Genomic DNA, 25,334 nt, shown 5'->3' on the forward strand with positions numbered 1-25,334 from the left:
GGGGGAAACGAACCTAGAAGACGCTCTTCTTGATATTCCAGCGATCATGATACCACAGCCATTGCTCGGGATTTTCCCTCACCCAGCTCTCTACCTTGTCGTTCAGCAGCTGTGCCGTTGCGGTCAAATCGAGTGCGCCGGCTTCATTGCGCGGCATCTCAAGCTTCGGCTCGATCTCCAGCCGGTAGCGATTGTCAGGCAGGCGGATGCAACGGGCCGGATAGACTTCGCAATTGAACTGGCGCACGAGCTTCGGCAGCAGCGGGTTGGTCTTCACGTCGCGACCGAAGAACAACGTCTTCAAACCTTTACGGAATTTCTGGTCGACCAGCACACCGACGCCACGACCGGCCTCAAGCTCTCTGGCAAGCGCGAACGACGAGCCAGCGTGTGATGGCACGAGATTGCCCATACGCTTGGCACGAAAGTCGAAAACCTTCTGAGCGACATAGGGATTGTTCGGCGGGCGAAAGAGCACAGTCACCTTCAGACCAAAGGCAGCGCCAGCGACCGGCAACAGCTCGAAATTGCCGGTATGCCCGGTAAAGACGATGAACGGGCGCGGATTGTCCCGGAGATCGAGAAAGATCGGAATGCCGGAAACTTCGATGCGGCCAGGCTTGTCGCTAAAGGGATCGAAGTCGAAAAGCCGGTCGAGAAAGACATATTCCGCCGCCAGGCGCCCCATATTGCCCCAGCTCGCACGTGCGATCTCTTCAATCTCCGCCTCGGTCTTTTCCGGAAAGGCATTGCGCAGATTGGTCAGCATCAGCTGATGCCGGCGCATACGCGGACCGATCTTGCGGGTCAGGCGATCGGCAAAGTTGATACCCGCATCCGCCGGAAACAGTTTCAGGAAATTCAGGAAGCCGAAGATGACCTGCGCCACCAGCCACTGCTGGAAATTTCTGAGCGCAAGGACAATCCGGGTGATGAAAAGCTTCACGCGGCTCAGTCCATCTTCAGGATGATCTTGCCGAAGATCTGGCGCGATTCCATCCGCTCCAGCGCTCGGTCGATGTCATTGAAGCTCACTTCGGTATCGATCACTGGGTGAACGAGGCCCCGCGCCATCTTCTGCATCGCGTTGGCCATGTTCTCCATGCGGCAGCCGAAAGATCCGAGAAGCTTCAGCTGCTGCTGGAACAGCATCATCAGGTTCATTTCGGTCGAAACGCCCGATGTCGAACCGCAGGTGACGAGACGACCGCCGCGCTTCATGCAGAGCATGGAGCCAGCCCAGGTATCCTTGCCGACATGCTCGAAAACCACGTCGACGCCCTTCTTCTTCGTCAGCTTGCGCACGACGCCCTCGAAGCGGTCGGTGCGGTAGTTGATGACGTGATCGGCGCCCAAGGCCTTGGCTTTCTCGATTTTGTCGTCGGAGCCGACCGTCGTGATGACCGTGCAGCCGATCTTCTTGGCAAGCTGAATGGCAGCCGTACCGATACCCGAGCCGCCGGCATGAACGAGGATCGTTTCGCCGGGTTCGAGCTTGGCATTGTCAAACAGCATGTGCTCAACGGTGCCGAAAGTCACCGGAGCAAGCGCTGCTCCGACCGCATCGACGCCGGGAGGTGCCGGAACAAGCAGGCGAGCCGGCAAATTGACCTTCTCCTGCGCGAAGCCATCGAGATGGAAACCGTGCACGCCGCCGACATGTTCGCACAGATTGTCGCGTCCTTCGCGGCAGTGGCGGCAAAGGCCGCAGGTACGCGCGCCGTAGATCGACACGAGCTGACCCGGCAGCACATTGGCGACGCCAGGTCCGATCGCCTCGACCACGCCGGCAGCCTCCGCACCGATGACCAACGGCATCTTGCGCTTGGCAAAAGCCATACCGCGCCAGCCCCACACATCAATGTGATTGAGGGCGACGGCCTTGACGCGCAGGGTCACCTCACCCGCGCCCGGCGCCTCCGGCTCCGGCAGATCGGTGATCTCAAGTTTGCGGTCGTCGATCAGTTGCAAAGCACGCATGGCAAAGTCCCTCGCCCCTCGGGCGCAGTTGTATCCTGTTTTTCAGATGTCCGCTTAAGCCGGTTCAAGCGCCATGACAAGGCTGGCGTTCTGACCGCCGAACCCGAAAGAGTTCGAAAGGACAGCATTCACCTGCTTTTCACGCTTCTTGTTCGGCACCACGTCGAGGATGATCGACGGGTCCGGATTGTTGTAGTTGATGGTCGGCGGCAACGTGCCGGTCAGCATCGTCTGCAGCGAGAACACGGCCTCCACAGCGCCGGCGGCCGTCAGAGTATGGCCGATCATCGATTTGTTCGACGAAACGGGAATGGTCGGAAGCCGTTCGCCGAAGACGGCGGACATAGATCCATATTCCATCTTGTCGTTTTCCGGCGTCGAGGTGCCGTGAGCATTGATGTAGCCGATATCGGTCTCGGCCATGCCCGCATCGGCAAGTGCTGCGCGGATCGTCGCGATCGCCGGACCGCCGTCAGGCGAAGAGCGGGTGCGATGGAAGGAGTCCGCCTTGTCGCCGGCGCCCTTCATAATGCCGAGGATCTTGGCGCCGCGTGCAACAGCCGCCTCCAGCGATTCCAGCACCAGCGTCGCCGCTCCTTCGGCAATGACGAAGCCGTCACGATCCTTGCTGAACGGCTTGGACGCCTTCGTCGGCGGATCGTTCTGCGTCGACAGCGCCGAGAGCAGCGAGAAGCGGATCAACGCCTCCGCGCTCAGCGAGCCGTCGGTCGCAACCGTCAGTGCCCGCGTGGTGCGACCCTGACGGATCGACTCAATGCCCAGCTGAATGGCCGTCACGCCCGACGCGCACGCCGTCGACAAGGTTACCGGCAGGCCGCGCGTGCCAAAACGGTCGGCAAGGCGCTCGGAAATGGCGCCGAAAAGAGCGGCTTCATGGAAGGCGGGATCGGGGCGCTGGCGCATGGCGGCAAGGAAGCGCTCATATGCATCGCCCTCGTGATCTGCCGGAGGAGAACGGTCGGCCAGCTCGAAGCGGGCGCTCCATTCGGGTTCGATCGGCGGCGCAGCCAGGAAGAGCGGCGCGTCGAAATCGCCGGAAATCCCCGCCTGGGCCAAAGCTTCGATAGTCGTTTCACGGGCAAAAGCATAGGAGCGCTCGACAGCGTTCGGAACGGGGATATCGATGAAATCCACCGTGCCGGCAATCCGCGTCGAAAGCCCGTCCGTCGGGAAGCGCGTGATGCCGTGAATGCCCGACGTGCCCGAAGAAAGAGCATTCCAGTTATCCTGTAGCCCCTGCCCCAACGACGTGATGATCCCCATGCCGGTGACGGCGACGATCGGACGTCCGAGATGATCCTTGTAAGCGGTCATGTCCTGTTCCTCACGCTTCGGCTGACAGTACGGCGATACCTTCACCGCGCGCATGGCCGACGGTTGTTACCACGGCATTGCGTGCGCCCGTGGCCATCGGCTTTTCATTCGCGGCATCGAAGGGCGGTACCTTGGCTTTATTGGCGACGGCCAGTGCCGCAAAGGCGAGCCCGAGCGGAAACTGGCCTTCCAGCCCATGCCCGGAAACGCCGGAATAGCCACGGATGGCCGCCTTCGGAAGCTGTGCTTCGATCACGGCTTTTTCGCGCTTGGCGAGATCGGGAATTGCTGTCGTACCGGAGAAGACGACCGTCGCATCGCCAGGCGCCTGCTTTGCGGGTGCGAGCATGCGCTCCAGCCGTGCTTCGAGCTTGCCTTCGTCACGCCGGCCGCGATCGCCCTCGACCGCATCGATCGTCGCATAGATATGCGCGCCGCGAGCTTCGGCGTGCGCACGCGATTCAAGAACGAGGAAGGCGCTCAGCGAGCCCATGATCATGCCACCGCCATCTTCCGGCTTGCGCGACCAGACAGGATGCCAATCACCGATAGCATGCGCATTGATGGACTCGATCAGCAGGATCATGTCGAGGCGTTCGGCGGAAAATGCGCCGCCAACGAGAGCATGGCTCGATTCACCGGACTTGATGCGGTGGAACGCGGTCTCGACGGCCGAAATACCGGAGGCCTCTTCACCCATGAAGGTGCGCGACGACCCCGTGACCTTGTGCACGATCGAGATATTGCCGGCGAGCAGGTTGGAAAGCTGCGCAAGGAATAGCGTCGGCCGCAATTCGGTTGTCAGCTTCTCATTCAGCAATAATTCGCGGTCGTTGCGCTTCAAGCCTTCGTTGACGATCAGCGTATCGACATTAGTATCGCGCTCGCCACCCCCGGCCGCGACGATCATGTCCATGGTGCCGCAGGCTTCCAGATCATCCTTGAAACCAGCATCGTCGAGCGCCAGACCGGCGGTGAAGACGCCGATGCGCTGCCAGTTTTCCATCTGCCGCTGATCGCCACGCTTTGGAATCTGCTGCGACCAATCGATCTCAGGCAGGGGATGCACGGGATAGGGCTTGAACTTCTCGGTTTCGACGATGGTCGCCGGCGCTTTGTCCGCCTTCAGCAGGGCAACATGCGCGTCCTTGCCAACGCCCTGGCAGGTAACGATGCCGATACCCGTTATGACCACATCATTCTGAGCCTTGCTCATTCATCAATCCTCTTCGAATGCGGCGCCGAACAAGCCGGCGGCATCAACCGTTGGCGGCGATGGCGTCGAGAAGTCCGACCTCGCCTGCCCGCTTGCGCACGATATCGCCGAGCGGCACCTCATTAAACGGCATGGTCCGCAGCTTCAACTGCGCATCGCAGACCTTCTTTCCACCGATGGTAATGCGCGCCTTGGTGACAGCAAAGCCCGAGCCCTCGTGCTCCAGATCGGCTTCGATATCTAGCTCGGCTTCGGGCTCCACGAAGGTCCGCATCTTGGCGCCATCGACCGACATCAGGAATGGCATATAGGCAAATTTTGTCGCCGCAAGCACGAGCATGCCCGAAGCCTGCGCCATCGTTTCGATAAGGAGAACGCCGGGAACCAGCGGCATGCCCGGGAAATGGCCTTCGAAAACAGGGCTTTTGGCCGGAACGACGGAATGAGCCTTCAATCGGCCCTTGGACAGATCGACAGATTCGACCCTGTCGATCATCTGGAAATATTCCAGCAGCATCAACGCCTCCGATCCAACTCGGCAACAAGGAACGTGCCGGGCGGGATACGCTATTTAAGAATAAAACCGCCCGGCCGCCATATTCATGGGCGGCTGGGCGTCAAAAAAAATGCAAGGATGTCGCTCAGCCCTTGGCGGCGCGCAGCTCATCGATCTTGGCGCAGAGATTCTTCAGCACGAAGTACTCTTCGGTCGAGACCTTGCCTTCGTTGACTTCCTGCGTCCACTTCTCGAGCGGGATCTTGATGCCGAATTCCTTGTCGATCGCAAAAACGATATCCAGGAAGTCCAGGCTGTCGATGCCGAGGTCGTCGATCGTGTGGCTATCCGGGGTGATGGTGTCACGGTCGATTTCGCTGGTTTCAGCGATAATGTCGGCAACTTTGTCAAATGTAGCAGTCACTGCCCATACCTCTTGAAATAATAATTCAATCCCCCTCATAGGGAAATCCATTCCAAAAGCCAATGGCTTCCACCAGAAACCCCGGCAATTTGGCAAGCCACTGTTGCGCAAACAGCAAAATGACCGTCGCGCCATACCTGTGAAATCGCGCGCGACGTGGACGCGGGATATGGCAGCATTGCGGCCGAACCGCAACGGCAGAGCGTGTCTATTCGCCAGAGATCATTCGCTGATCACGATGCGTGTATTGTGAAGCCCCGCGTCAGCCGCCATGGCAAAGAAGGTGGCAGCATTGCGGGTATCGAGCCGAACGCAGCCATGCGATGCCGGCCGGCCGAGCCGCCGCACCTCATAGGTGCCGTGAATGGCATAGCCGCCGTTAAAAAATACGGCGTAGGGCATCGGAGCATCGTCATATTTCTTCGAGCGATGATCCCTGGACAGCCATTTGGCCGTGTAGGAACCGATCGGCGTCACATAACCTTTGCGGGCCGTCGACACTCGCCAGCGATACTTCAGAGCTCCATCCTCGGAAACGGTCATTGTTTGCGATCGAAGATCGACCACCGCGACAACAGTTCCGGCACGAGCCGAAACAGTACTGAATTGCATAAATAGACATGCCGTTACTGCTAACGCGATACGCTTCATCTTTCCCCTCCGACCGTTTGCTTCCTCTCGAAGCAATTCAGACGATGGGAGAGTCTATCGCTATGCCAATTATACCAAATTAATACATATAGTGAGCGATTGCTTAATTTAGGGACGCTCACAAGAGCAGCAGGAAGCCAAGGAAAGCGAGAAGCGTCAGCATCGAGCACGCGGAATAAAAGATGGAAATACCGGCTTCGACGTCACTTACGGTCGCCGTATCCCGGCCGGCACCGTTGATCATTGGCTCGCGCACGAGCTCGCCGCCATAGATTCGCGGGCCGGCAAGCTGGATGTCGAGGGCACCGGCCATTGCCGCCTCTGGCCTGCCTGAGTTGGGCGAGCGATGCAGCCCGCCGTCGCGGACGGCGATGCGGATCGCATTTCCAAGCGCGGAGATTCCCCGCTTGGCCAAGGCTCCGGCGGCAATCAGCAGAATGGAGAGCCGTGCAGCCGGCCAGTTGGCGATATCGTCCAGCCGCGCAGCGGCGCGGCCGAAATCGACATAGGTCTCGGACTTGTGGCCGATCATCGAATCGGCGGTGTTGAGCATCTTGTAGAAAAACAGGCCCGGCAGACCGAAAACGCCGTACCACAGGGCCGGCGCGACGACGCCGTCGGAAAAGTTCTCGGCGAGGCTTTCGATGGCCGCACGGCAAATCCCAGGCTCGTCCAGTGTCTCGGGGTCGCGGCCGACGATGCGCGACACGGCAAGACGGCCGCCTTCCAAACCATCGGAGCGCAATGCCCGCGACACCTCACCGACGTGATCGGCAAGGCTCTTCTGCGCCATGAAAACCGCCACCAATCCCGCCTCTACCAATATGCCGAGCCAGCCGAAAAAGGCGAGAAATCCATGAATAGCCCAGCCAGCGATGGCAGCGCCCATCAGCAGCGCGACGATCGACATCAGCCCATTACGGCGGCGAAGAACGCCCGGCAGATGCTTTGCATTGAACCGTTGATCGAAAGCTGAAATCGCCTTGCCGAACAGTACGACGGGATGCGGAAAGCGCTGCCAAAGCCAGTCGGGATCACCGACGAAGCGGTCAAGCAGCAAGGCAAGGACCAGAATGAGCAAATGTTCGTCGGCGGTCATGTCGAATAATCCTCTAATACCCCGGCGAGTCTCTCATCGGCCGCCTCATCAGGAGCGAGTCCGAAGCGCAGCCAATTGCGGGCGTAATCGAACTTGCGGACGAGAATATGATGACGGCAGAGCTGCGTATATATGCCTTCGGCGCGGTCGTCTGCAACCAATGCAAAAAGAGCAGTGCCTCCCGCTACATGCAGCTTCGAACGTCGCAGAACCGCTTCCAGCGCCGAATGCCGCTGGAGAATGCGGTTTCGGATGGCGCTTGTATCGCTTTCCATCAGGGAGGCGGCAATCGAAAGGGCTGGCCCCGAAACCGCCCAAGGCCCGAGCCAATCCTCGAATCTTGTCATAATCGAAGCTTCGGCAATCACGAAGCCGAGCCGAAGTCCGGCTAGGCCGAAAAACTTTCCGAACGAACGGAAGATGATGAGATTTGGCATCGAGGCGGCAAAAGGCGCCGTGCTTGCCGCCGGTTCGACGTCGCCGAAAGCCTCGTCCACCAGAAGAATGCCGCCTTGCTCGCGCTGCCTGTCATGTAGTTCCCGCAACTGCTCGATGGGCAGCACCCGCCCATCAGGATTGTTGGGATTGACGGCAACGACCAGCCTGTCGTCGACCGTCAGTTCGGCAATCGTCGAAACCTGGCGAACCTGCAAGCCGGCGAGCGTAAAAGCGCGCGCATATTCGCCATAGGTCGGCGAGAAGATCGCAACCCTGCCGCCCGTCACGAGCTTTGGAAGCAATTGAATGACGGACTGCGTGCCTGGAACCGGCAGCGGCAGAATATCGCCGCTGCGGTAATAGCTCCTCGCCGCTTCCCGCGCCCGCTCCTGCAAATGCTGGTCAGGCAACCTGTGCCAAGCCGCAACGGGGATTTCCGGCGGTATCACCGGATTGGGATTGATGCCGGTTGACAGATCCAGCCATTCCTCCGGACGCCCGCCATATTGACGCGCCGCCGCGGTAATCCCGCCGCCATGGACGATTCTGGTGGTCATGCGGCTTCACCGGCTAGATCGATCAGATGCATGTAGGAGCCGGCGATATTGCCGCGTTGCAGACCGGCTGCACCAAGATCGGTATCGAGCGCATCCCTGACGGCAAACAGACGGTCCGCCTCGCCCTCCGATACGATGGTCGAATAATGAAACTCATGCGCCGTCATCGGCTTTTCGAAGAAGGAGTTGCCAAGCGGCACCACGCGTCGATAGCCGAGATGCCGCTGTCGTTTCTCGTAACTGGTAACGGCGGGCAAGAGACCCAGCATTTCGTGGCGCACGCCCGCCGCATCCACAAGCCCCTCGCCGAGCACCATGTACCCGCCGCATTCGCCATAGATGCGCACCCCACGCGAGGCCGCCGCCTTCACGCCATCCCCGAAATGCTGAGCGGCGGCGAGCTTTCCAGCGTGCAATTCCGGATAGCCGCCCGGCAGATAGATCGCATCCGCATCGGCCGAAGGAGCTTCACCCGCGAGCGGAGAAAAGAAGGATATTTCTGCACCGCGCCGCCTCCAGCCGAGCAGCATATGCTCATAGCAGAAGGCGAATGCGATATCCCTTGCCACCGCAACGCGCTGGCCGAACGGCATGAGCCGCGCGATATTGGCCGCGGAGGTGCGAATGAGATGCTGCTGTGCCGCCCGCAAGAGCAGATCGAAATCGCAGGCCTTCGCGACGACCTCTGCAGCCGCCTCGATAAACTGCTCGAGCGCCGCATGCTCTCCAGCCTGTACCAGACCGAGATGCCGTTCCGGCAATGCCAGGCTCGCATCATTGCGGATAACGGCGACGAGAGGCATACGCACCGCATTCAGTGCCTGGCGCAGCATTTTCTCGTGCCTATCACTGGCAACGCGATTGAGCACGACACCGGCAATGCGGATATCGGCGCGAAAATTGGCAAAACCGCTGACGACGGCCGCAACCGACTGCGACATGCGAGAGCAATCGATGACGAGCACGACGGATAGACCGAGCAAGGCGGCTAGATCGGCCGGCGTGCCCCTGCCATCGGCGGCCCCGTCGAACAGGCCCATCATCCCCTCGATCACCAGCATGCGCCCTCCGGCGCGATGAAGCGCGGCATTCGCTGAAATCAGTTCGGCGCGCATGGACCAGGGATCGAAATTGAGGCAGGGCGATCCGACCGCTGCCGTATGAAATGCAGGATCGATATAATCGGGGCCGGCCTTGCCGGGTGCAACCGCAACACCCCTGTTTCTCAATGCCCGCAGCAAACCAAGCGTGAAGGTGGTTTTGCCGGAGCCTGAGGAGGGTGCTGCGATCAGAAGCCCGCTCATGCCGGCACCTTGCGTCCGCTCTCGCCCTGCCTTTCGCTCGGCGATACCAGCGTGCGACCGGAAAGCGCGCCCAGCCAGTCGAGCGACGGCCGCAGTTTCACCACCTCGCCGACGACGACAATGGCCGGCGGCTCGAGACCGGATGTTTCGATATCTGCGGGCGCACGCCCAAGCGTTGTCTCCAGCACTTGCTGGGAGGGCGTCGCCGCATTGCAGACGAAGGCAACAGGTTCGTCCGCCGAACGACCGGCGGCAATGAGATTTGCACTGATCTGCGCGATGTGCTTCATCGCCATATACATGACGATGACGGGCGATCCCTTGCCGATCGCCTCCCAATCGATGGCGTCCGGTACGACGCCGGACGAATCATGGCCGGTCAGGAAGGTGACGGCGTGATTGACGTCGCGATGGGTAACCGGAATGCCGGCATAGGCCAAGCCGCCGATCCCGGCCGTAATGCCGGGCACGATGCGGAAGGGAATGCCGTGCTGAACGAGCATCAGCGCCTCCTCACCACCACGCCCGAAGACGAAAGGGTCACCGCCCTTGAGGCGCAGAACGCGCTTGCCGGTCCGCGCCAGTTCCACCAGCCGCAGCGAGATATCCCGCTGCTTGGCCGATGGCTTGCCGCCACGCTTACCGGCATATTCCAGCATAGCGCCCGGGCGGGCGAGCTTCAGGCAATCTTCGTTGACGAGCGCATCATGCACGATGACATCTGCCTCGGCCAACCCCTTGGCGGCCAGCAGGGTCAAAAGCCCCGGATCGCCCGGCCCGGCGCCGACGAGCCAGACCGACCCCGGCTCCAGGGCCGGCAGAGTGGAAAAAGCGGTATCGTTCATCCCATGTGTCCTATGCCCGGACGGGCGAAATTGCAATGTTGAGAACGGGATAAGGCGATCTCGATTCGACATCGCTCCCACTGCAAACATTACGTCACATACCCCGATCGGCATGAGCGGCAGCACGCTATGGGCTTTTCCAACCACGACAGGAAACGAAAAACGGGTTTGTCGATCGCATGACGTTCCGGACTCGATATTTCCGGACACTCGAATAGGCTCTTGATAGAGCTGGAGAATGGTCTTCAGCGAATTGTGAAGGGGGCACTGTTGCCCCCTTCACCGAACTTAGTACTTCACCTTGCCCAAAATCACATCGCGGATCAGATCGAGAACCTGCTGCGAGCGGATGCCGATGCAAGCGATCTGGCTCGGCAGATTGTCCCAGTCGCCCGGCGGAAAGTGGCGGCCGGCCGGCTTGATAACCGTCTGACCATCGGCAATGCCGCCGCAGACGACGCGGATCGATCCCTCGATCGTGTCGAACAACTCGGGCGCCACGACATAGACGCAGGCGCAGCTGTCGTGAACCATCATGCCGTCTTCGACCGCATGCTTGTAGAAATCGATATAGGACTGTGACAGGTCGGCCAGGAGTTGCACCGAGGGACCGCCCGCTTTCGCCATATCAGCGAGATAGCTGCGGCCCATGGTCGTCACTGACGTCACGTCGAGACCGACCACGACCACCTTCCAGGCTGCCGTCATGACGAAGTCGGCGGCTTCTGGATCGCCGTGAATATTGGCTTCCGCGACCGGAGAAACATTGCCCGGTAGGTAGAAATTGCCGCCCATGATGACGACATCCTTCACGAGCTTGGCGATTTCCGGATCGTGCTTCAGCGCCAACGCCAGATTGGTCATGCGGCCGACAGCGACCAGGGTCACCTCGCCGGGATGGGCGCGAACCGTGTCGATGATGAACTGATAGGCCGGTCGCGGATCGGTCGGCAGGTCGATCGTCTCGGGCACGTCGATGTCGCCGAGACCGTTATGGCCGTGAACCATCGTCGGCCACGGGCGCTCGTGCCGCGAAGGATCGAAGGTAACGCTGGCGCCGCGCGCGACCGGGCACGGAATATCCCACTCGCGTTTGAGGAACAGCGCATTGCGGGTCGTGGTATCTACGGAGGCATTGCCGAAAACCGTCGTCACGCCGAGAAGGTCGATACCCGGATGACGATGCAAAAAGAGAAGCGCCATGGCGTCATCGACGCCAGGATCGGTATCATAAATGACCTTATGCATGATTTTTCCTTACCAACATACTGAATAAGCTTGATCTTTCGAAATTTACTTCGCTTGGGACCAGCGCTTGGCCTACCGGCATACACGAGAACAGACGGCGGTGAAATGCCGTCGGGATCTCCTGCAGATCATTTGCGAGACTTGCATTGCGAATTCGCTGCTCAGGCAATCCTGGCGATCGCCGCCGTAGCAAAGCCGGACTTGATCTTGGGAAGCACGAGCTCGGAGTCCGGACCGGCGGCCGCCAGCGCCGCCGCTTCTGCGACGCCGTGACAACCGACATGCGCGAAAACAATCTCTGAGGGATTCTTCAGTCTGGGTGTCTCCCGCTCCAGTGCAGCCGCCTTGAAGAAGCGTGCCGGGAGACGAAAATGCGTGGCGGTCTCGAGGATAGCCGGTTCATCCATGCGCGTGTCGATCGATACAACAGCCAGAACCTGATCACTCCCGATTCCAGCTTCCTGGAATGCTCTTTCCGCAAGCATCCGCACTTCATTCCAGTCCGTGCCGCGCTCGCAGCCAAGACCCAGAAGATAGCGGCGGGTGGAATTGGCATATGTCGTCATATTCGCTCCCAGCAACATCGACCGATATAGCAGCTGTAGCGGGCACCTTTCGACACGTCAATTTCGCCTGGTGTGTCCCGATAGCAATTGCCTTGCGGCGGGCGAAGTGCCAGAAGGCCGCTGATTTCCCGCCTCCGAGTTCCCACCTTGCCAGATATTACATTTCAACTCCTGCTTTTGCTCTTTGCCGCTGCGTTCTTCGCCGGTTTCGTCGATTCGATCGCAGGCGGCGGTGGGCTGATTACCGTGCCTGCCATGTTGTTGGCCGGTATTCCTCCGCTGCAGACCCTCGGCACGAACAAGGTGCAGTCGATCTGCGGCGCGGCTTCGGCAACCATCGCCTATGCCCGACAAGGACATGTCAAGCTTCGCGAGCAGCTTCCGATGGCGGCGATGGCTGTGATCGGCGGCATGCTCGGTGCGATGCTGGCGACCATCATGCCAAGCCAGGTGCTGCGCATCATCCTGCCCTTCCTGCTGATCGCAATCGCGCTCTATTTCGCCCTGAAACCCAATCTCGGCGATGTCGAAAAGCATCGGCGCATGAGTGCCGGACTTTTCGGCGTGACGTTCGTGCCGCTGATCGGTTTCTATGACGGCGCGTTCGGCCCCGGAACCGGCTCGTTCCTGATGCTCGCCTTCGTGACGCTCGCCGGCTTCGGCCTCCTGAAGGCGACAGCGCATACGAAGCTGCTCAATTTCGGATCGAATCTCGGCGGCCTGATCGTCTTCATCTTCTCCGGCGCTATCCTGTGGAAAGTCGGGCTGACGATGGGGTTCGGCCAATTCCTGGGCGCGCAGCTCGGTTCGCGGCTTGCCATGCGCATCGGCGCCAAGCTGATCAAACCGCTGCTCGTCATCGTCTGCATCGCCTTCGCGATCAAGCTGCTGGCAGACCCCACCCATCCCGTCAGGATCTGGCTCGGCCTCTAGAACGGGCCTTTGATTACCTCCGACGTAATTGATAGTACTTCGGTCCGCACCGATGATCGCCCTGCCTGAACGGTTCAGGTGATCCAAAGGAGTTTGACCGATGACCGACGCAAACATCATTGCTGACCGCTATATCGCCATCTGGAACGAGGCCGACACCGAACGTCGCCGTGCGCTCATTGCCGAAGCCTGGACGGAAGACTGCAGCTACGTCGATCCCATGATGCGCGCGGATAATCGCGAGCAGATCCACGCGCTGGTCACGGCCGCCCATGAGCGCTTCCCCGGCTTCCGTTTCACGCTCATCACCGAGGGCGAGCGCCACGGCGACAATCTCCGCTTCTCCTGGGGCTTCGGTCCGGCCGACGCCGAGCCACTCGTCAAGGGCACGGATTTCGCCATCCTCGAAGGTGAACGCCTGAAGTCCGTTCACGGCTTCATCGATCAACTGCCGGCTGCCGCATGATGAACCCGGCCCGCTCTCTCGGCGACCATCTGCGCGAATGGCGGCAACGCCGCCGCCTGAGCCAGCTCGAATTCGCCCTTGAAGCCGATATATCGCAACGGCATCTGAGCTTCATCGAGAGCGGGCGGGCACTTCCAAGCCGTGAGATGCTGATGCATCTCGCTGAACGGCTCGACGTCCCCTTACGCGAACGCAATCCGATGCTTCTGGCGGCCGGCTTTGCCCCGGTCTTTCCAGAGCGCAAACTGGATGATCCGGCGCTTGCTCCGGCACGGCGCGCGATCGATATGCTGCTGAAAGGACACGAACCCTTCCCAGCTCTGGCCGTCGACCGACATTGGACGCTCATCGCCGCCAATGCCGCCGTCGCTCCGCTGCTCGCGGGGGTGACCGATGCCTCGCTGACCGAAGGACCAATTAACGTCCTGCGGCTCAGCCTGCACCCCCACGGCTTGGCGCCTCGGATCGCCAATCTCCATGAATGGCGGGCACATCTGCTGGAACGCCTACGCCAGCAGATATCGGCGACAGGCGATTCAATCCTCATAAAACTGCTTGCGGAACTGTCCGCCTATCCTGCGCCAGCGACATCGAAGTCGGCGGCTCCGGAACGGGATTTCGCCGGCATCGCCGTACCTCTGGAGCTCGTCACCGAAGTGGGACATCTGTCGTTTCTGTCCACTACGACCGTCTTCGGAACGCCCGTCGATGTCACGCTGTCGGAACTCGCCATCGAATCCTTCTTTCCCGCGAACCCGCAGACGGCGGAAGCGCTGAAGGCGATGCTGCCGGGCAGCTAAACGTTCGCCAGGCGATCAGAACTCGACGCCCGGCTGTCCCTTGATGCCCGAGCGGAACGGATGCTTGATCAATTCCATCTCGGTGACGAGGTCGGCAATCTCGATCAGCTCTTCCTTGGCGTTACGGCCCGTCAAGACCACATGCGTCATGTAGGGCTTCTCATTCCTGAGGAATTCGATCACGTCGTTGATGTCGAGATAGTCGTAACGAAGCGCAATGTTGATTTCATCAAGCAGTACCATGGAATTACGCTCGTCGCGGATCAGCTCCTTGGCCTTTTCCCATGCAGCAGAGGCCGCTGCCACGTCTCGGGCTCGGTCCTGAGTCTCCCATGTGAAGCCCTCACCCATCGTATGGAACTGGCATAGATCGGAGAAATGCTTCTCGATCAGATCGCGCTCGCCGGTCCACATGGCGCCCTTGATGAACTGCACTACAGCACTGGGCTTCCCATGAGCGATGTGGCGGAAGATCATGCCAAAAGCGGAGGAAGACTTTCCCTTGCCCTTGCCGGTATGGACAATGATCAGACCCTTCTCATCGTTTTTGGTCGCCATGATCTTGTCGCGCGCGGCCTTCTTCTTGGCCATCTTGTCGGCGTGACGGGCGTCGTCGCTCTTCGGGGCGTCCGCGCCGGTTTCGGCAAATTCGTCGCTCATTGCATTCTCCCTGATATGATCGATTTCTGTGCCAGCGGGCCACCGCGCCAAAGATAGAGCGCGACGAGTGGCTGGTCTTCCGTGCGCATGGCGTGGCGGATATTCGAGGGGTGATGGATGATCTCGCCCGACCAGCGCGGCAGGAATGGCTGGGCATCCTTGCTCCACAGCGAGCCGTCGGTTAGCGGAATATAGATCTCCTCAGCCTCGTGGTGATGATCCCGATAGTGCACGCCGGGACCAAGCAGCAGGAAGCCGCCGGCCATCTCCTCGCTCGCAAAATGGCCACGCGTGCCGAACAGCTCGACCCAGCCGTATCTTTCGAGGAAATCGCCGCCGAAGTCGGTGATGCTGTAGGTCTGGGCCCAATGCAGCACAGCGGCCGCGTGGGAAAGCCTGTTGCGCAAAGCCCCTTCCGCACCATTCGCAGCCTGATCGAGCTCGCGCAGATAGGTCACCACGGGAAGATCGTGCGGCGCAAGCGCCCGCTCCTCGGTCGGCCAGTCAAAGCCTTCGATAAAATGCTGCAGCACGGGATTGCTGCGCGACTGCAGATAATCCCGAAAGGCGACCAGAAGCTCGTCGACAGCGCTCATGCCGCCGCCTCCTTACCCTCTTTCAAGCTTTCGAGATCGAACCGCGCCGAATTGCTTCTCGGCGTCCAGAGCTGGCGGTCGATCGCTTCAAGCAGACGCTCTCGCATCTCCCGAAGTGCTGCCGGGTTCTTCTCCGCCATGAAATCACGCACGCCTTGATCGACGACGAAGGCTTGGTAGACGGCCTCGAAATGATGATTGCGCACCGCACCCGTCGTCGCGGCAAAGGCAAAGAGATAATCGACCGTTGCCGCGATCTCGAAGGCGCCCTTATAGCCGTGGCGCATGATGCCCTCGATCCACTTGGGATTGACGACGCGACCGCGCACCACACGGCCGATCTCCTCTTCCAGCGAGCGTATCACAGGCTTTTCCGGCCTCGAATGGTCGTTGTGATAGATCGAGGGACGCGCACCGCCAAGCTGCTCGGCCGCCGCCGCCATGCCGCCCTCGAACTGATAATAATCGTCACTGTCGAGCAGGTCATGCTCGCGATTGTCCTGGTTCTGCACGACCGCCTGGATCGAACGCAACCGCTCCTCGAAGACGCCGCGCTCGGCTCTTCCTTCCTCGCCGGCGCCATAGGCATAGCTGCCCCAGACGAGATAGGCTTCGGCCAGATCCGCGCGCCGTTCCCATCCCTTCTCATCGATGAGTGCCTGCAGACCGGCACCATAAGCCCCAGGCTTGGAACCGAAGACGCGATAGCCGGCCCTGCGGCTGGCAGAGGCAGCGTCGAGGCCGGCAGCTTCGAGCCGCGCGATCTCGCCGCGTATGCGAGCCGCAATGGGATTGTCCGCCGCATCTTCATCGAGCATACCGACAGCACGGATGGCCTTGTCGAATAAGGCGATCTGTTCGGGAAACGCATCACGGAAGAAGCCGGAAATACGCAGCGTCACGTCGACACGTGGCCGCCGGAGCATGGCCGGCGGAATGATCTCGTAGCCGGTGACGCGGCGCGAGGTCATGTCCCAGACGGGCTTGACGCCGATCAGCGCCAGCGCCTGCGCGATATCGTCGCCACCCGTGCGCATGTTCGATGTGCCCCAGGCCGTCAGGCCGAAGGAAACGGGCCATTCGCCGTGGTCCTGAACATAGCGGCGGATGAGCAGTTCAGCCGATTTGCTGCCGAGCTCGTAGGCAGCGGGCGTCGGAACCGCACGGCTGTCGACCGAATAGAAATTCCGCCCTGTGGGTAAAACATCCGGCCGGCCACGGGTGGGCGCACCGGAGGGGCCGGGCGGAACGAAGCGGCCGTCGAGGCCCTTGAGCAAGGCTGCGATCTCGGCGTCACCGCAGGCGAGGATGGAGGGCTTGAGCTTTGCGGCGATCTCGCCGAGGACCATAAGGGTGTTTGGCCAGTTCTCTGGACAGGCTATGTCGCCATTCACGAGTTTCGCGGCCAGCAGTTCGATGCGCTCGACAGTGTCGCCCTGGGTGCGCCAGGGGGTATCGGACATATCTTGGAGAATTGATGGGCGCGGGCCGGTCCAATCAGCGGCCATGTCGCAGTCAAGCGGGTCGAATGATTTCTGCGCGGGAATGCTTTCAAGCACATCCCCGATCACAAAAGCATCTCTTGCAATCGCCCGCTGCAAGCTCTGATCGCCCCCCTCGCCCAGTCCGCGCGGCACTCTCGCGAGCGCCACCGTCAGATCCGTTAACAGCCGCCCGGAAGGCGAAACGCCGAAGATGTGCAGACCATCGCGGATCTGCATCTCCTTGAGGTCACAGAGGTAAGCATCAAGCTTGCGCAAGGCCTCGTCTTCGCCCTCGCCCTTGGCGATGCCGGCATCCTGATCCAGTCCGATATCGGCGACGAGATCGAGGATCTGCTTGCGGAGCAGACGGATGCGGCGCGGATCGCCGCCCGAAGCCTCGTAATATTCGTCGACGAGCGCCTCCAGATCCTTTAGTGGGCCATAGCTTTCGGCGCGCGTCAGCGGCGGCGTCAGGTGATCGATGATGACGGCGCTCGTGCGGCGCTTGGCCTGCGTGCCCTCGCCGGGATCGTTGACGATGAAAGGATAGAGGTTCGGCAGCGGTCCGAGGATCGCTTCCGGATAGCAGCTTTCCGACAGTGCCAGCGCCTTGCCCGGCAGCCATTCGAGATTGCCGTGCTTGCCCATGTGGATGACGGCATGGGCATCGAAGGAGCGACGCAGGAAGGCATAGAAGGCGAGATAGCCGTGTGGCGGCACGAGATCGGGAGAGTGGTAACTCTCCTTAGGATCGATGTTGTAGCCGCGCGCCGGCTGGATGCCCACAAGCACGTCTCCAAAGCGGGCGAACGGCAAGGCAAAACCGTTATCGAGCGCGTAAGGATCGGCCTCAGGCTTTCCCCAACGCACCGTAATTTCATCCTGAATCTGTTTGGGAAGCGACGAGAAGAAATCCTTGTAGTCGCTAAAGGAAAGCCTCTCGCGAACCACGCGGCCATCGCGCCCCGAATTTGTCGGGCCTTCCGCTAAGTGCCGCATCAGCGCATCGCCGTCGGCAGGCAGATCGGCAACATTATAGCCCGCCATCTGCATCGCCTTCAGCACCTCGATCGTGCCGGCTGGCGTATCGAGCCCGACTCCATTGCCGAGCCGTCCATCGCGATTGGGATAGTTTGCCATGACGAGCGCAACACGGCGATCACCGGGCGGCGTGTTGCGCAGCCGCGCCCAATTGGCCGCGAGCCGCGTCGTATAGCGCATGCGATCCTCGAGCGGTTCGCTGGCGACGATATTGGCCTCGACCCTCTCGTCATAGCGGGCGGCCGCCTTGAAGGACACGGCTCGGGCGAGAACGCGCCCATCCACTTCGGGCAATGCGACATTCATGCCGAGATCGCGCGCCGAAAGCCCCTGCGAGGATGCCTCCCACGCCTCCTTCGATGAAGCCGAGAAGATGGCCTGCAGAACCACGGCGTCGCCCGTTTCCAGTACCGTCGCCTGACGATCCGCGCCCGGCGCCGAAACGGCAAAGCCGGTGGCGTTGATGACCACGCCCGGTTTCAGCTCGGTAAAGACGCTTTCGAGAATGCCGACGGACACGGCGTCCTTCAGGCTATAGGCAAAGACCGGCAACGGCCGCATGCCCTCGGCAATGAGGGCCTCTATCATGGCCTCGACGGGTCTGGTTTCACCGCTCTGAACCAGCGCGCGGTAGAAAGAAACGGCAACCGTCGGGGGGTCGAATCCTGCAGGGGTCACCACCTGTTCGAAAGCGATGTCGGCGTCCGACGACTGCTTCAAAGGAGAGTCTTGCCCCTCATCCGCCCTCCGGGCACCTTCTCCCCGCAAGCGGGGCGAAGGGGGAGCCGTGGCCTCGATATGCCCCCTCTCCCCGTCAATACGGGGAGAGGGCTGGGGTGAGGGGCAAGCTCTCCATTCGATTTCGAGCCCCCTCCACTCCTCGACGCCGATCACGCCCCTGCCCGGCCACCATATCCCGGCCTTCATCAGGGGTGCAGCAGGCATAGGCTTCTCAGCGCCCGTGAGCATCGCCTCTGCATAGACAAGAAACGCCCGGGAATTCGCTTCCCCGCCCTCGATCAGATAGGACCAGAGCGCGTTGAGATCATCGAGCGCAACGTTGGAGAATGGCGTCAGCCCAGGATCCGGCTTCGAATCCCCCGGCAGCACCGCAATCAAGGCGCCCTGGCGCGCCGCGCAGGCATGCAGCGCTTCCAGAGCATAATGGAAGTAACTCGCCCCTCCCAGCGCCCGCACGATGATGAGCTTCGCATGCCGCGCTGTCCTGTCGACATAGGTATCGACGGACATCGGATGCTTGAGGCTCATCAGGCTTGCAAGCCGAAGGGAACGGTCGCCCTCACCATGCGCCGCGGCAATCGCCGCAAGCTCGGTATCGGCAGCCGACAGAAAGAGGATATCGCCGGGCGACTGCCCAAGGTCGATCGCCTCCTCGCCGTCGCTGATCGTTCCCTTCTGTGCCAGGAGGAGATGCATGGATTTCCCTTAGGCCAGCGCCTCGATCGCCTTGCGCACGATCGTCTCGTCCATCTCGTGCAGACCGATCACCACGAGCCGGGTCGCGCGAGCTTCGCCCGGTGTCCAGGGGCGATCGAAATAGGTGTCGATGCGGCTGCCGACGGCCTGCACCTGCAGGCGCATGGGCTTGCCGGGGACATCGACAAAGCCCTTGAGGCGCAGCACGTCATGCTCCGCAATCACGCCCTTCAGCGCATCGACGAAAGCCACCGGATCGGCGATCGGGCCAAGCTCGACGACGAAGCTGTCGAACTCGTCGTGATCGTGCGGCGTGCCGTCCTCATGCTCCAGCTCGTGATGGGATTTGCGGTTGACAATATCGTCTTCCGTGCCGATTCCGAGGCCGAGCAGGATGGCGGCCGGCACATCGCCGTTCTTCGCTTCGATGATCGTCGGCTTGCGGACCGTGCGCGAGGCAACCTCGGCGCGGACGCGGCCGAGACCGTCGATATCGATCAGGTCGGTCTTATTGAGCACGATCAGATCGGCGCAGGTCAGCTGGTCCTCGAAAAGCTCTTCGATGGGGCTTTCGTGGTCGAGCGAATCATCCTCGACGCGAGCGGCTTCGACAGCGTCATGATTGTCAGCGAAACGGCCGGCAGCAACGGCGGCACTATCGACCACGGTGATGACGCCATCGACGGTGACGTGGGTGCGGATGTCGGGCCAGTTGAAGGCAGCGACCAGCGGCTGCGGCAGAGCAAGGCCTGACGTTTCGATGACGATGTGATCCGGGCGCGCATCGCGCTCTAGAAGCTTCGTCATCGTGGGGATGAAATCGTCGGCCACGGTGCAGCAGATGCAGCCATTGGTCAGCTCGATGATATCGTCTTCGGTGCAGTTCTCCGCGCCGCAGCCCTTCAGCACGTCGCCATCGACACCGAGATCGCCGAATTCGTTGATGATGAGCGCGATCTTCTTGCCGCCGGCATTCTGCAGGAGGTTGCGGATCATCGTCGTCTTGCCGGCTCCGAGGAAGCCGGTGATGACGGTGGCGGGAATCTTTTCCTGGTTCATATGCATCAACCCTTCATTTTCAGCGGCAGGCCCGCTGCGATAAAATAAACTTCGGCACTCGCCGCTGCGACCATTTGGTGCAGACGGCCGGCATGATCGCGAAACGCGCGCGCCATGCGATTTTCCGGCACGATTCCCAAGCCCACCTCGTTGGAGACGAGAACGAGCCTCGATCGTGCGGTCGGCAGAAAGGCGGTCAGGGCGGCAAATTCCGCCGCCATGTCACGCTCGGCCATCATCAAATTGGTGACCCATAGCGTCAGGCAGTCGACAAGCACGGCTCGCCCCTCGGCATCGATGGCGGCAAGCTGCCCGACAAGATCGATCGGCTCCTCATGCGTCTGCCAGAGATCGCCGCGGTCGGCACGATGCTTTGCGATGCGCTCGCGCATCTCCTCATCCCATGCCTGCCCTGTCGCCACATAGTGACGTTCAAGACCAGTGTCCAAAACCAGGGATTCGGCAAACCTGGATTTGCCGGAACGCGCGCCCCCAAGGACGAAGACTGCTCGGGAAGTCGAAGACGACATACGCTATGCCCGCTCCCACGCGGAAGCGAGGGTGGGCAGCACATCGCTGGAACCGGAAAACGGGCGCCTACACGCCGAAAACTCGTCTTGCGCCATGACAACCTCCGTGCTGGCAGCGGAACTTACGTCCCAGAACAGGCTCTGTGCCCGGCACGCATGGCAGGTCTCCTGGCTCGCGGATAAGGCGCCGCGACGGGGGCAGACCGAAACCGGTCGCCCCCAATCGTGCACAAGCGGGTCTTTCTCGCCTTCCCGGCAATGCATCATGAAAAGGCGGACGATTCGTAGAATAAGAGGCGTCCAGCCCCGGTTAATCATGATGCCACGCCAGTGGCTTTTTCGACTTGAGCCTGTCCCGCCCCGTTCGCCCCATGCGAACCATCGACAGAACAGGCTTCGAACCGAATGAAAGACCCTGACCGCTCTACAGTCGCGGGGTCGGCTGTGATGAGAACGCCCGAATTGGGTCCGTCCCTTCACATTCCCTTTTCATCCCATGCGGCAGATCGCCGCTCGGGAACCATTCGTTATGCCGGCAATGATTAGGCTTTCACTTACGTCAAGTCAATCAAGGGCATGGATGCGACCTGCGCCGTCCCGATTGCGAAATCGGCGGAAAATTCTCATGAAACCAGCGGCTTTTTTGCCGTATTTCTTTGATGTTAGGAGTTTATAGAGGGTAAGCTCTCACATTCGAGTAAAACGTATCGTCCGTTTCCCATGCTGCAGAAATTCCAACCGCGACGCCTCGGCGTCTTCTCGGCCCTATTCGATCTCGGTCGCTTCAGGGCATTGCTGCGCCGTGGCGAATTGGGACTTGTCTTCGCCGGAGCGCTGGTAGGCATAGTATCCGGCTGTGCGGTCACGGCGATGAGCTATATCTCGCGCAAACTTCACAGCGTCATCTATGGCATAACCGACTACGAACGCTTGAGTTCGGCGGCGATGGCAATTCGGGACAAATCGGTAGTGTTCATCGCACCAATCGCAGGCGGCATCATTCTCGGCATCCTGCTCTACATATTGTCCCGCACACGCAAAAAGCCGATGGTCGATCCGATCGAAGCCAATGCGCTGCACGGCGGTCGCATGTCGCTCACCGACAGTATCATCGTTGCCGTGCAGAACCTGATCTCGAATGGATTCGGCGCCTCTGTCGGGCTTGAAGCAGGTTACACACAGATTGCCGCCGGCATCGCCTCCAAATTCGGCTACAAGATGCAGATGCGCCGCGCGGATCTGCGCATGCTCGTCGGCTGCGGCGCGGCCGGCGCCATCGCCGCCGCTTTCAACGCGCCGCTCACCGGCGCCTTCTACGCCTTCGAGCTGATCATCGGCAGCTATTCGATCGTGACCCTGACACCCGTCGTCGTTTCGGCGCTGATATCCACAATGATCGCAAGACTGCTTGCCGGCGACGACTTTGCCATCGATATCGATCACTTCGGGGCGATCGTGCCGGCGGATTATCTTCCGGCCATCCTGCTCGGCGCCTTCTGCGCCGGTATCGGCATCCTGATCATGCAGGGCGTCGCATGGGTCGAGGAACTGGCGCGCAAAAGCTCGATCGCGCCGCCTTTCCGCCCTGCACTTGGCGGCTTGGTGGTGGGAACACTGGCGTTGATCTCGCCACAGGTTCTGTCTGCCGGCCACGGCGCCCTGCATCTTAACCTATCGGCCGATGTGACGCTGAGTGCACTTGTCGGCGTCTTCGTCCTGAAGTCCCTGGCATCAGCGGTCTCGATCGGCTCCGGCTTCAGAGGCGGTCTCTTCTTTGCGTCGTTGTTCATGGGTGCGCTGCTCGGCAAGATCTTCGCTTATTGCGCACCTTATTTCGATCACGCCACGCTGACGCCGGCCGTCTACGCAGTCGTCGGCATGAGCTCGCTTGCCGTCGCGATCATTGGCGGGCCGCTTACCATGACCTTCCTGGCGCTCGAAATCACCGGAGATTTTCCGATCACCGCCCTGGTTCTGGCGGCGGTCATCACCTCCTCGCTGGTGGTGCGCACGACCTTCGGCTACTCCTTCGCCACATGGCGCTTCCATTTGCGCGGCGAGAGCATCCGCAGCGCTCACGATGTCGGCTGGATCCGCAACCTGACCGTCGCCCGCATGATGCGCCCCGATGTGCATACGGCCAGCATCGACATGAGCATCGAGGAATTCCGCAGGAATTTCCCGATCGGCTCGGCGCAGCGGGTCATCCTGGTTGACAAGAACGAAAAATATTCCGGATTGGTTCTCGTACCCGACGTCTATGCGAGCCCCGTCGAAAAGGATGACGAGGAACACGGTCTTTCCGATTTCATCCAGCTGCGCAATGAATTTTTGCAGCCGCAAATGAACGCCAAGCAGGCAGCAGCCATGTTCGAGCAGACGAAGAGCGAAGCGCTCGTCGTCGTCAACGACCTCATCGAACGCAAGGTCATCGGCCTGCTGACGGAGAGCTATACGCTGCGTCGCTACAGCGAAGAACTCGACCGCCGCCGCCGGGAAGTCTCCGGCGAACTCTAGGCGACCAGACCGTCGAGCCAGGCGGGATCGAGTACGCTTTCCAGCTCTGCCGCAACTTCGTCCAGAGCCGCGTCGACGCTGGCGCGATAGTTCATGCGCTCGCCGGAAAGGCCGAAGCTTGCCAGCAGCTTTGCCCGATAGCTGTCACTGCTGAAAAGGCCATGCAGATATGTGCCCATGATGCGACCATCCGGTGATACGGCTCCATCAGGCCGCCCGTCGATCATGGCCAATGGCCGTTCACAGTCCCGGCCCCGCGTCACGCCGAGATGGATTTCATAGCCCGATAACGGCACATCATACTCTTTGGAGACGGCAATGCTGTTGCGCACGGTCTTTTCCGGCGCCATCTCCGTCTCGATATCCAATAGGCCCAATCCGGGCGTCTCGGTCACCGATCCTTCGATGCCAAGTGGATCATGGACCATGTGGCCGAGCATCTGGTAGCCGCCGCAAATGCCGATGACGCGGCCGCCGCGGCGAACATGCGCGGCTATATCGCGGTCCCATCCCTGCTCGCGCAGATCAAGGAGATCACCGATCGTAGACTTCGAACCCGGCAGCACCACGAGCGCTGCATCGGCAGGCAAGCGCTCTCCAGCGCGGACAAACACCAAATCGACATCCGGTTCGGCCCGCAGCGGATCGAGGTCGTCGAAATTGGCGATGCGCGACAGCACGGGTACGGCGACCTTGAGCGCGCCAGTGGAACCTCGAGCAAGTCGCTCCAATACGACCGAATCCTCCGCCGGCAGGCGCACCGCCGCCTTCAGCCAGGGGACGACACCATGGCAGTGCCACCCCGTGAAGCTACCAATTGCCTCTATACCCTCACCGAAGAGGGAGACATCGCCACGGAACTTGTTGATCAGATAGCCGCGGATCATCCGCCGATCTTCCTCCGGCAAGATATGGTACGTGCCGACCAGCGACGCGATCACGCCGCCGCGGTCTATGTCGCCGACCAGCACGACGGGGACATTGGCGCGTGTCGCAAAGCCCATATTGGCGATGTCGCCGCGCCGCAGATTGATCTCGGCAGGCGAACCCGCCCCCTCGACGATGACGAGATCAGTCCCCGCCCGCATCGCGGCGAAGCTTTCGAGCACCGCGCCGAGCAATTGCGGCTTGAGCGCCTGATAGTCCCGGCCCTTGGCTTGGCCCCAGACCTTGCCCTGCACGATGATCTGGCTGCCGGTTTCCGATTGCGGCTTCAACAACACCGGATTCATATGAACAGATGAGGGAACGCGCGACGCCAGCGACTGCAGCCACTGGGCGCGTCCGATTTCGCCGCCATCTTCGGCAACGGCGGCATTGTTCGACATGTTCTGTGGCTTGAACGGGCGCACTCTCACGCCCCGGTTTGCGAACAGCCGACACAAGCCCGCGACTAATACCGTTTTTCCGACATCGGAGCCGGTTCCCTGCAGCATGATCGCTCTCGTCATTCCTCACCACCTTGATATGCTACAGCCACTGAAAACGCTGGATTCTGCCTTGATTTTGCCGCGATCTCCGCCCCTCGGAGCCCACCGACACGATACAAAAATGCATCATCGTCCGATATGCTCTGTTTGCGACATTGGATGACGATTTCATCCATTGTGAGTTACGCGGAAGAGGATTATCTCCATCGCGAAAACAAACAA

General features: G+C 60.7%; 23 protein-coding genes and 1 riboswitch. Of the genes, 4 read left to right on the forward strand and 19 right to left on the reverse strand.

What is annotated here, in order from left to right:
* Positions 1-13 precede the first annotated feature (13 nt).
* The 13 genes from FHX05_RS02910 to FHX05_RS02970 form a co-directional block, all read right to left on the reverse strand.
* Positions 14-946, reverse strand: coding sequence for a lipid A biosynthesis lauroyl acyltransferase (locus FHX05_RS02910; RefSeq protein ID WP_112334631.1), 933 nt, complete (start codon positions 944-946; stop codon positions 14-16).
* Between the two features lie 5 nt (positions 947-951).
* Positions 952-1,980 (reverse strand): zinc-binding dehydrogenase, encoded by a 1,029-nt coding sequence (locus tag FHX05_RS02915; RefSeq protein ID WP_015340187.1) that lies wholly within the window; start codon positions 1,978-1,980, stop codon positions 952-954.
* A gap of 54 nt (positions 1,981-2,034) precedes the next feature.
* Positions 2,035-3,315, reverse strand: a complete 1,281-nt coding sequence (locus FHX05_RS02920) for a beta-ketoacyl-ACP synthase (RefSeq protein WP_112334629.1) — start codon at positions 3,313-3,315, stop codon at positions 2,035-2,037.
* A 10-nt stretch (positions 3,316-3,325) separates the two neighbouring features.
* Positions 3,326-4,531, reverse strand: a complete 1,206-nt coding sequence (locus FHX05_RS02925; RefSeq protein WP_183870614.1) for a beta-ketoacyl-ACP synthase — start codon at positions 4,529-4,531, stop codon at positions 3,326-3,328.
* 43 nt (positions 4,532-4,574) lie between these two features.
* Complete coding sequence (locus FHX05_RS02930; RefSeq protein ID WP_015340190.1) at positions 4,575-5,048, reverse strand: 3-hydroxyacyl-ACP dehydratase FabZ family protein; 474 nt, start codon at positions 5,046-5,048, stop codon at positions 4,575-4,577.
* Positions 5,049-5,172: 124 nt separating this feature from the next.
* Entirely contained in the window at positions 5,173-5,451 is a 279-nt protein-coding gene (locus FHX05_RS02935) for an acyl carrier protein (RefSeq protein WP_041677496.1), read from the reverse strand.
* A gap of 222 nt (positions 5,452-5,673) precedes the next feature.
* Positions 5,674-6,102 carry a L,D-transpeptidase gene (locus tag FHX05_RS02940; protein ID WP_183870615.1) on the reverse strand — a complete coding sequence of 143 codons (429 nt, stop codon included), beginning with the start codon at positions 6,100-6,102 and terminating at the stop codon, positions 5,674-5,676.
* Positions 6,103-6,220: 118 nt separating this feature from the next.
* Complete coding sequence (gene cbiB / locus FHX05_RS02945) at positions 6,221-7,201, reverse strand: adenosylcobinamide-phosphate synthase CbiB (RefSeq protein ID WP_015340193.1); 981 nt, start codon at positions 7,199-7,201, stop codon at positions 6,221-6,223.
* Positions 7,198-8,196: a threonine-phosphate decarboxylase CobD gene (gene cobD, locus FHX05_RS02950; protein ID WP_183870616.1), complete on the reverse strand. Its 999-nt coding sequence runs from the start codon at positions 8,194-8,196 to the stop codon at positions 7,198-7,200. Before cobD ends, cbiB begins: the two co-directional genes overlap by 4 nt.
* On the reverse strand, positions 8,193-9,500 hold the full coding sequence (locus FHX05_RS02955) for a cobyrinate a,c-diamide synthase (protein ID WP_183870617.1): 1,308 nt from the start codon (positions 9,498-9,500) through the stop codon (positions 8,193-8,195). Before FHX05_RS02955 ends, cobD begins: the two co-directional genes overlap by 4 nt.
* On the reverse strand, positions 9,497-10,345 hold the full coding sequence (cobA, locus tag FHX05_RS02960) for a uroporphyrinogen-III C-methyltransferase (protein ID WP_183870618.1): 849 nt from the start codon (positions 10,343-10,345) through the stop codon (positions 9,497-9,499). Before cobA ends, FHX05_RS02955 begins: the two co-directional genes overlap by 4 nt.
* A 288-nt stretch (positions 10,346-10,633) precedes the next feature.
* Positions 10,634-11,593 (reverse strand): nucleoside hydrolase, encoded by a 960-nt coding sequence (locus tag FHX05_RS02965; protein WP_112605499.1) that lies wholly within the window; start codon positions 11,591-11,593, stop codon positions 10,634-10,636.
* Positions 11,594-11,754: 161 nt separating this feature from the next.
* Positions 11,755-12,159 (reverse strand): cobalamin biosynthesis protein, encoded by a 405-nt coding sequence (locus FHX05_RS02970; RefSeq protein ID WP_183870619.1) that lies wholly within the window; start codon positions 12,157-12,159, stop codon positions 11,755-11,757.
* Positions 12,160-12,306: 147 nt separating this feature from the next.
* On the opposite strand from FHX05_RS02970, the gene FHX05_RS02975 reads away from it, so the two are divergent.
* The 3 genes from FHX05_RS02975 to FHX05_RS02985 all read left to right on the forward strand — a co-directional run bounded on the left by FHX05_RS02975 (position 12,307) and on the right by FHX05_RS02985 (position 14,358).
* Positions 12,307-13,092 (forward strand): TSUP family transporter, encoded by a 786-nt coding sequence (locus tag FHX05_RS02975; RefSeq protein WP_112605493.1) that lies wholly within the window; start codon positions 12,307-12,309, stop codon positions 13,090-13,092.
* Positions 13,093-13,192: 100 nt separating this feature from the next.
* Positions 13,193-13,558, forward strand: a complete 366-nt coding sequence (locus tag FHX05_RS02980; RefSeq protein ID WP_183870620.1) for a nuclear transport factor 2 family protein — start codon at positions 13,193-13,195, stop codon at positions 13,556-13,558.
* Complete coding sequence (locus tag FHX05_RS02985) at positions 13,555-14,358, forward strand: helix-turn-helix transcriptional regulator (RefSeq protein ID WP_112605487.1); 804 nt, start codon at positions 13,555-13,557, stop codon at positions 14,356-14,358. The genes FHX05_RS02980 and FHX05_RS02985 overlap by 4 nt, the downstream gene beginning before the upstream one ends.
* A 15-nt stretch (positions 14,359-14,373) precedes the next feature.
* On the opposite strand, the gene cobO is transcribed toward FHX05_RS02985, so the two are convergent.
* From cobO to cobU, 5 genes are read right to left on the reverse strand one after another with little or no spacing between them, the layout of a single operon-like run.
* Complete coding sequence (gene cobO, locus FHX05_RS02990; RefSeq protein WP_183870621.1) at positions 14,374-15,018, reverse strand: cob(I)yrinic acid a,c-diamide adenosyltransferase; 645 nt, start codon at positions 15,016-15,018, stop codon at positions 14,374-14,376.
* On the reverse strand, positions 15,015-15,614 hold the full coding sequence (locus tag FHX05_RS02995) for a dimethylsulfonioproprionate lyase family protein (RefSeq protein WP_183870622.1): 600 nt from the start codon (positions 15,612-15,614) through the stop codon (positions 15,015-15,017). Before FHX05_RS02995 ends, cobO begins: the two co-directional genes overlap by 4 nt.
* Positions 15,611-19,576 (reverse strand): cobaltochelatase subunit CobN, encoded by a 3,966-nt coding sequence (cobN, locus tag FHX05_RS03000; RefSeq protein ID WP_183870623.1) that lies wholly within the window; start codon positions 19,574-19,576, stop codon positions 15,611-15,613. The genes FHX05_RS02995 and cobN overlap by 4 nt, the downstream gene beginning before the upstream one ends.
* 9 nt (positions 19,577-19,585) lie before the next feature.
* Positions 19,586-20,635 (reverse strand): cobalamin biosynthesis protein CobW, encoded by a 1,050-nt coding sequence (cobW, locus tag FHX05_RS03005; protein ID WP_183870624.1) that lies wholly within the window; start codon positions 20,633-20,635, stop codon positions 19,586-19,588.
* A gap of 5 nt (positions 20,636-20,640) precedes the next feature.
* On the reverse strand, positions 20,641-21,165 hold the full coding sequence (gene cobU, locus FHX05_RS03010) for a bifunctional adenosylcobinamide kinase/adenosylcobinamide-phosphate guanylyltransferase (RefSeq protein ID WP_183870625.1): 525 nt from the start codon (positions 21,163-21,165) through the stop codon (positions 20,641-20,643).
* A 140-nt stretch (positions 21,166-21,305) separates the two neighbouring features.
* Positions 21,306-21,705, reverse strand: a riboswitch (cobalamin riboswitch).
* A gap of 180 nt (positions 21,706-21,885) precedes the next feature.
* Here cobU and FHX05_RS03015 point away from each other — a divergent pair.
* Complete coding sequence (locus tag FHX05_RS03015) at positions 21,886-23,682, forward strand: chloride channel protein (protein WP_183709800.1); 1,797 nt, start codon at positions 21,886-21,888, stop codon at positions 23,680-23,682.
* Here the strand turns inward: FHX05_RS03015 and FHX05_RS03020 are convergent.
* Positions 23,679-25,133 carry a cobyric acid synthase gene (locus tag FHX05_RS03020; RefSeq protein ID WP_183870626.1) on the reverse strand — a complete coding sequence of 485 codons (1,455 nt, stop codon included), beginning with the start codon at positions 25,131-25,133 and terminating at the stop codon, positions 23,679-23,681. The genes FHX05_RS03015 and FHX05_RS03020 overlap by 4 nt on opposite strands.
* Between the last annotated feature and the right edge of the window lie 201 nt (positions 25,134-25,334).

The sequence above is a fragment of the Rhizobium sp. BK491 genome (genome assembly GCF_014194925.1).
Classification (GTDB): Bacteria; Pseudomonadota; Alphaproteobacteria; order Rhizobiales; family Rhizobiaceae; genus Rhizobium.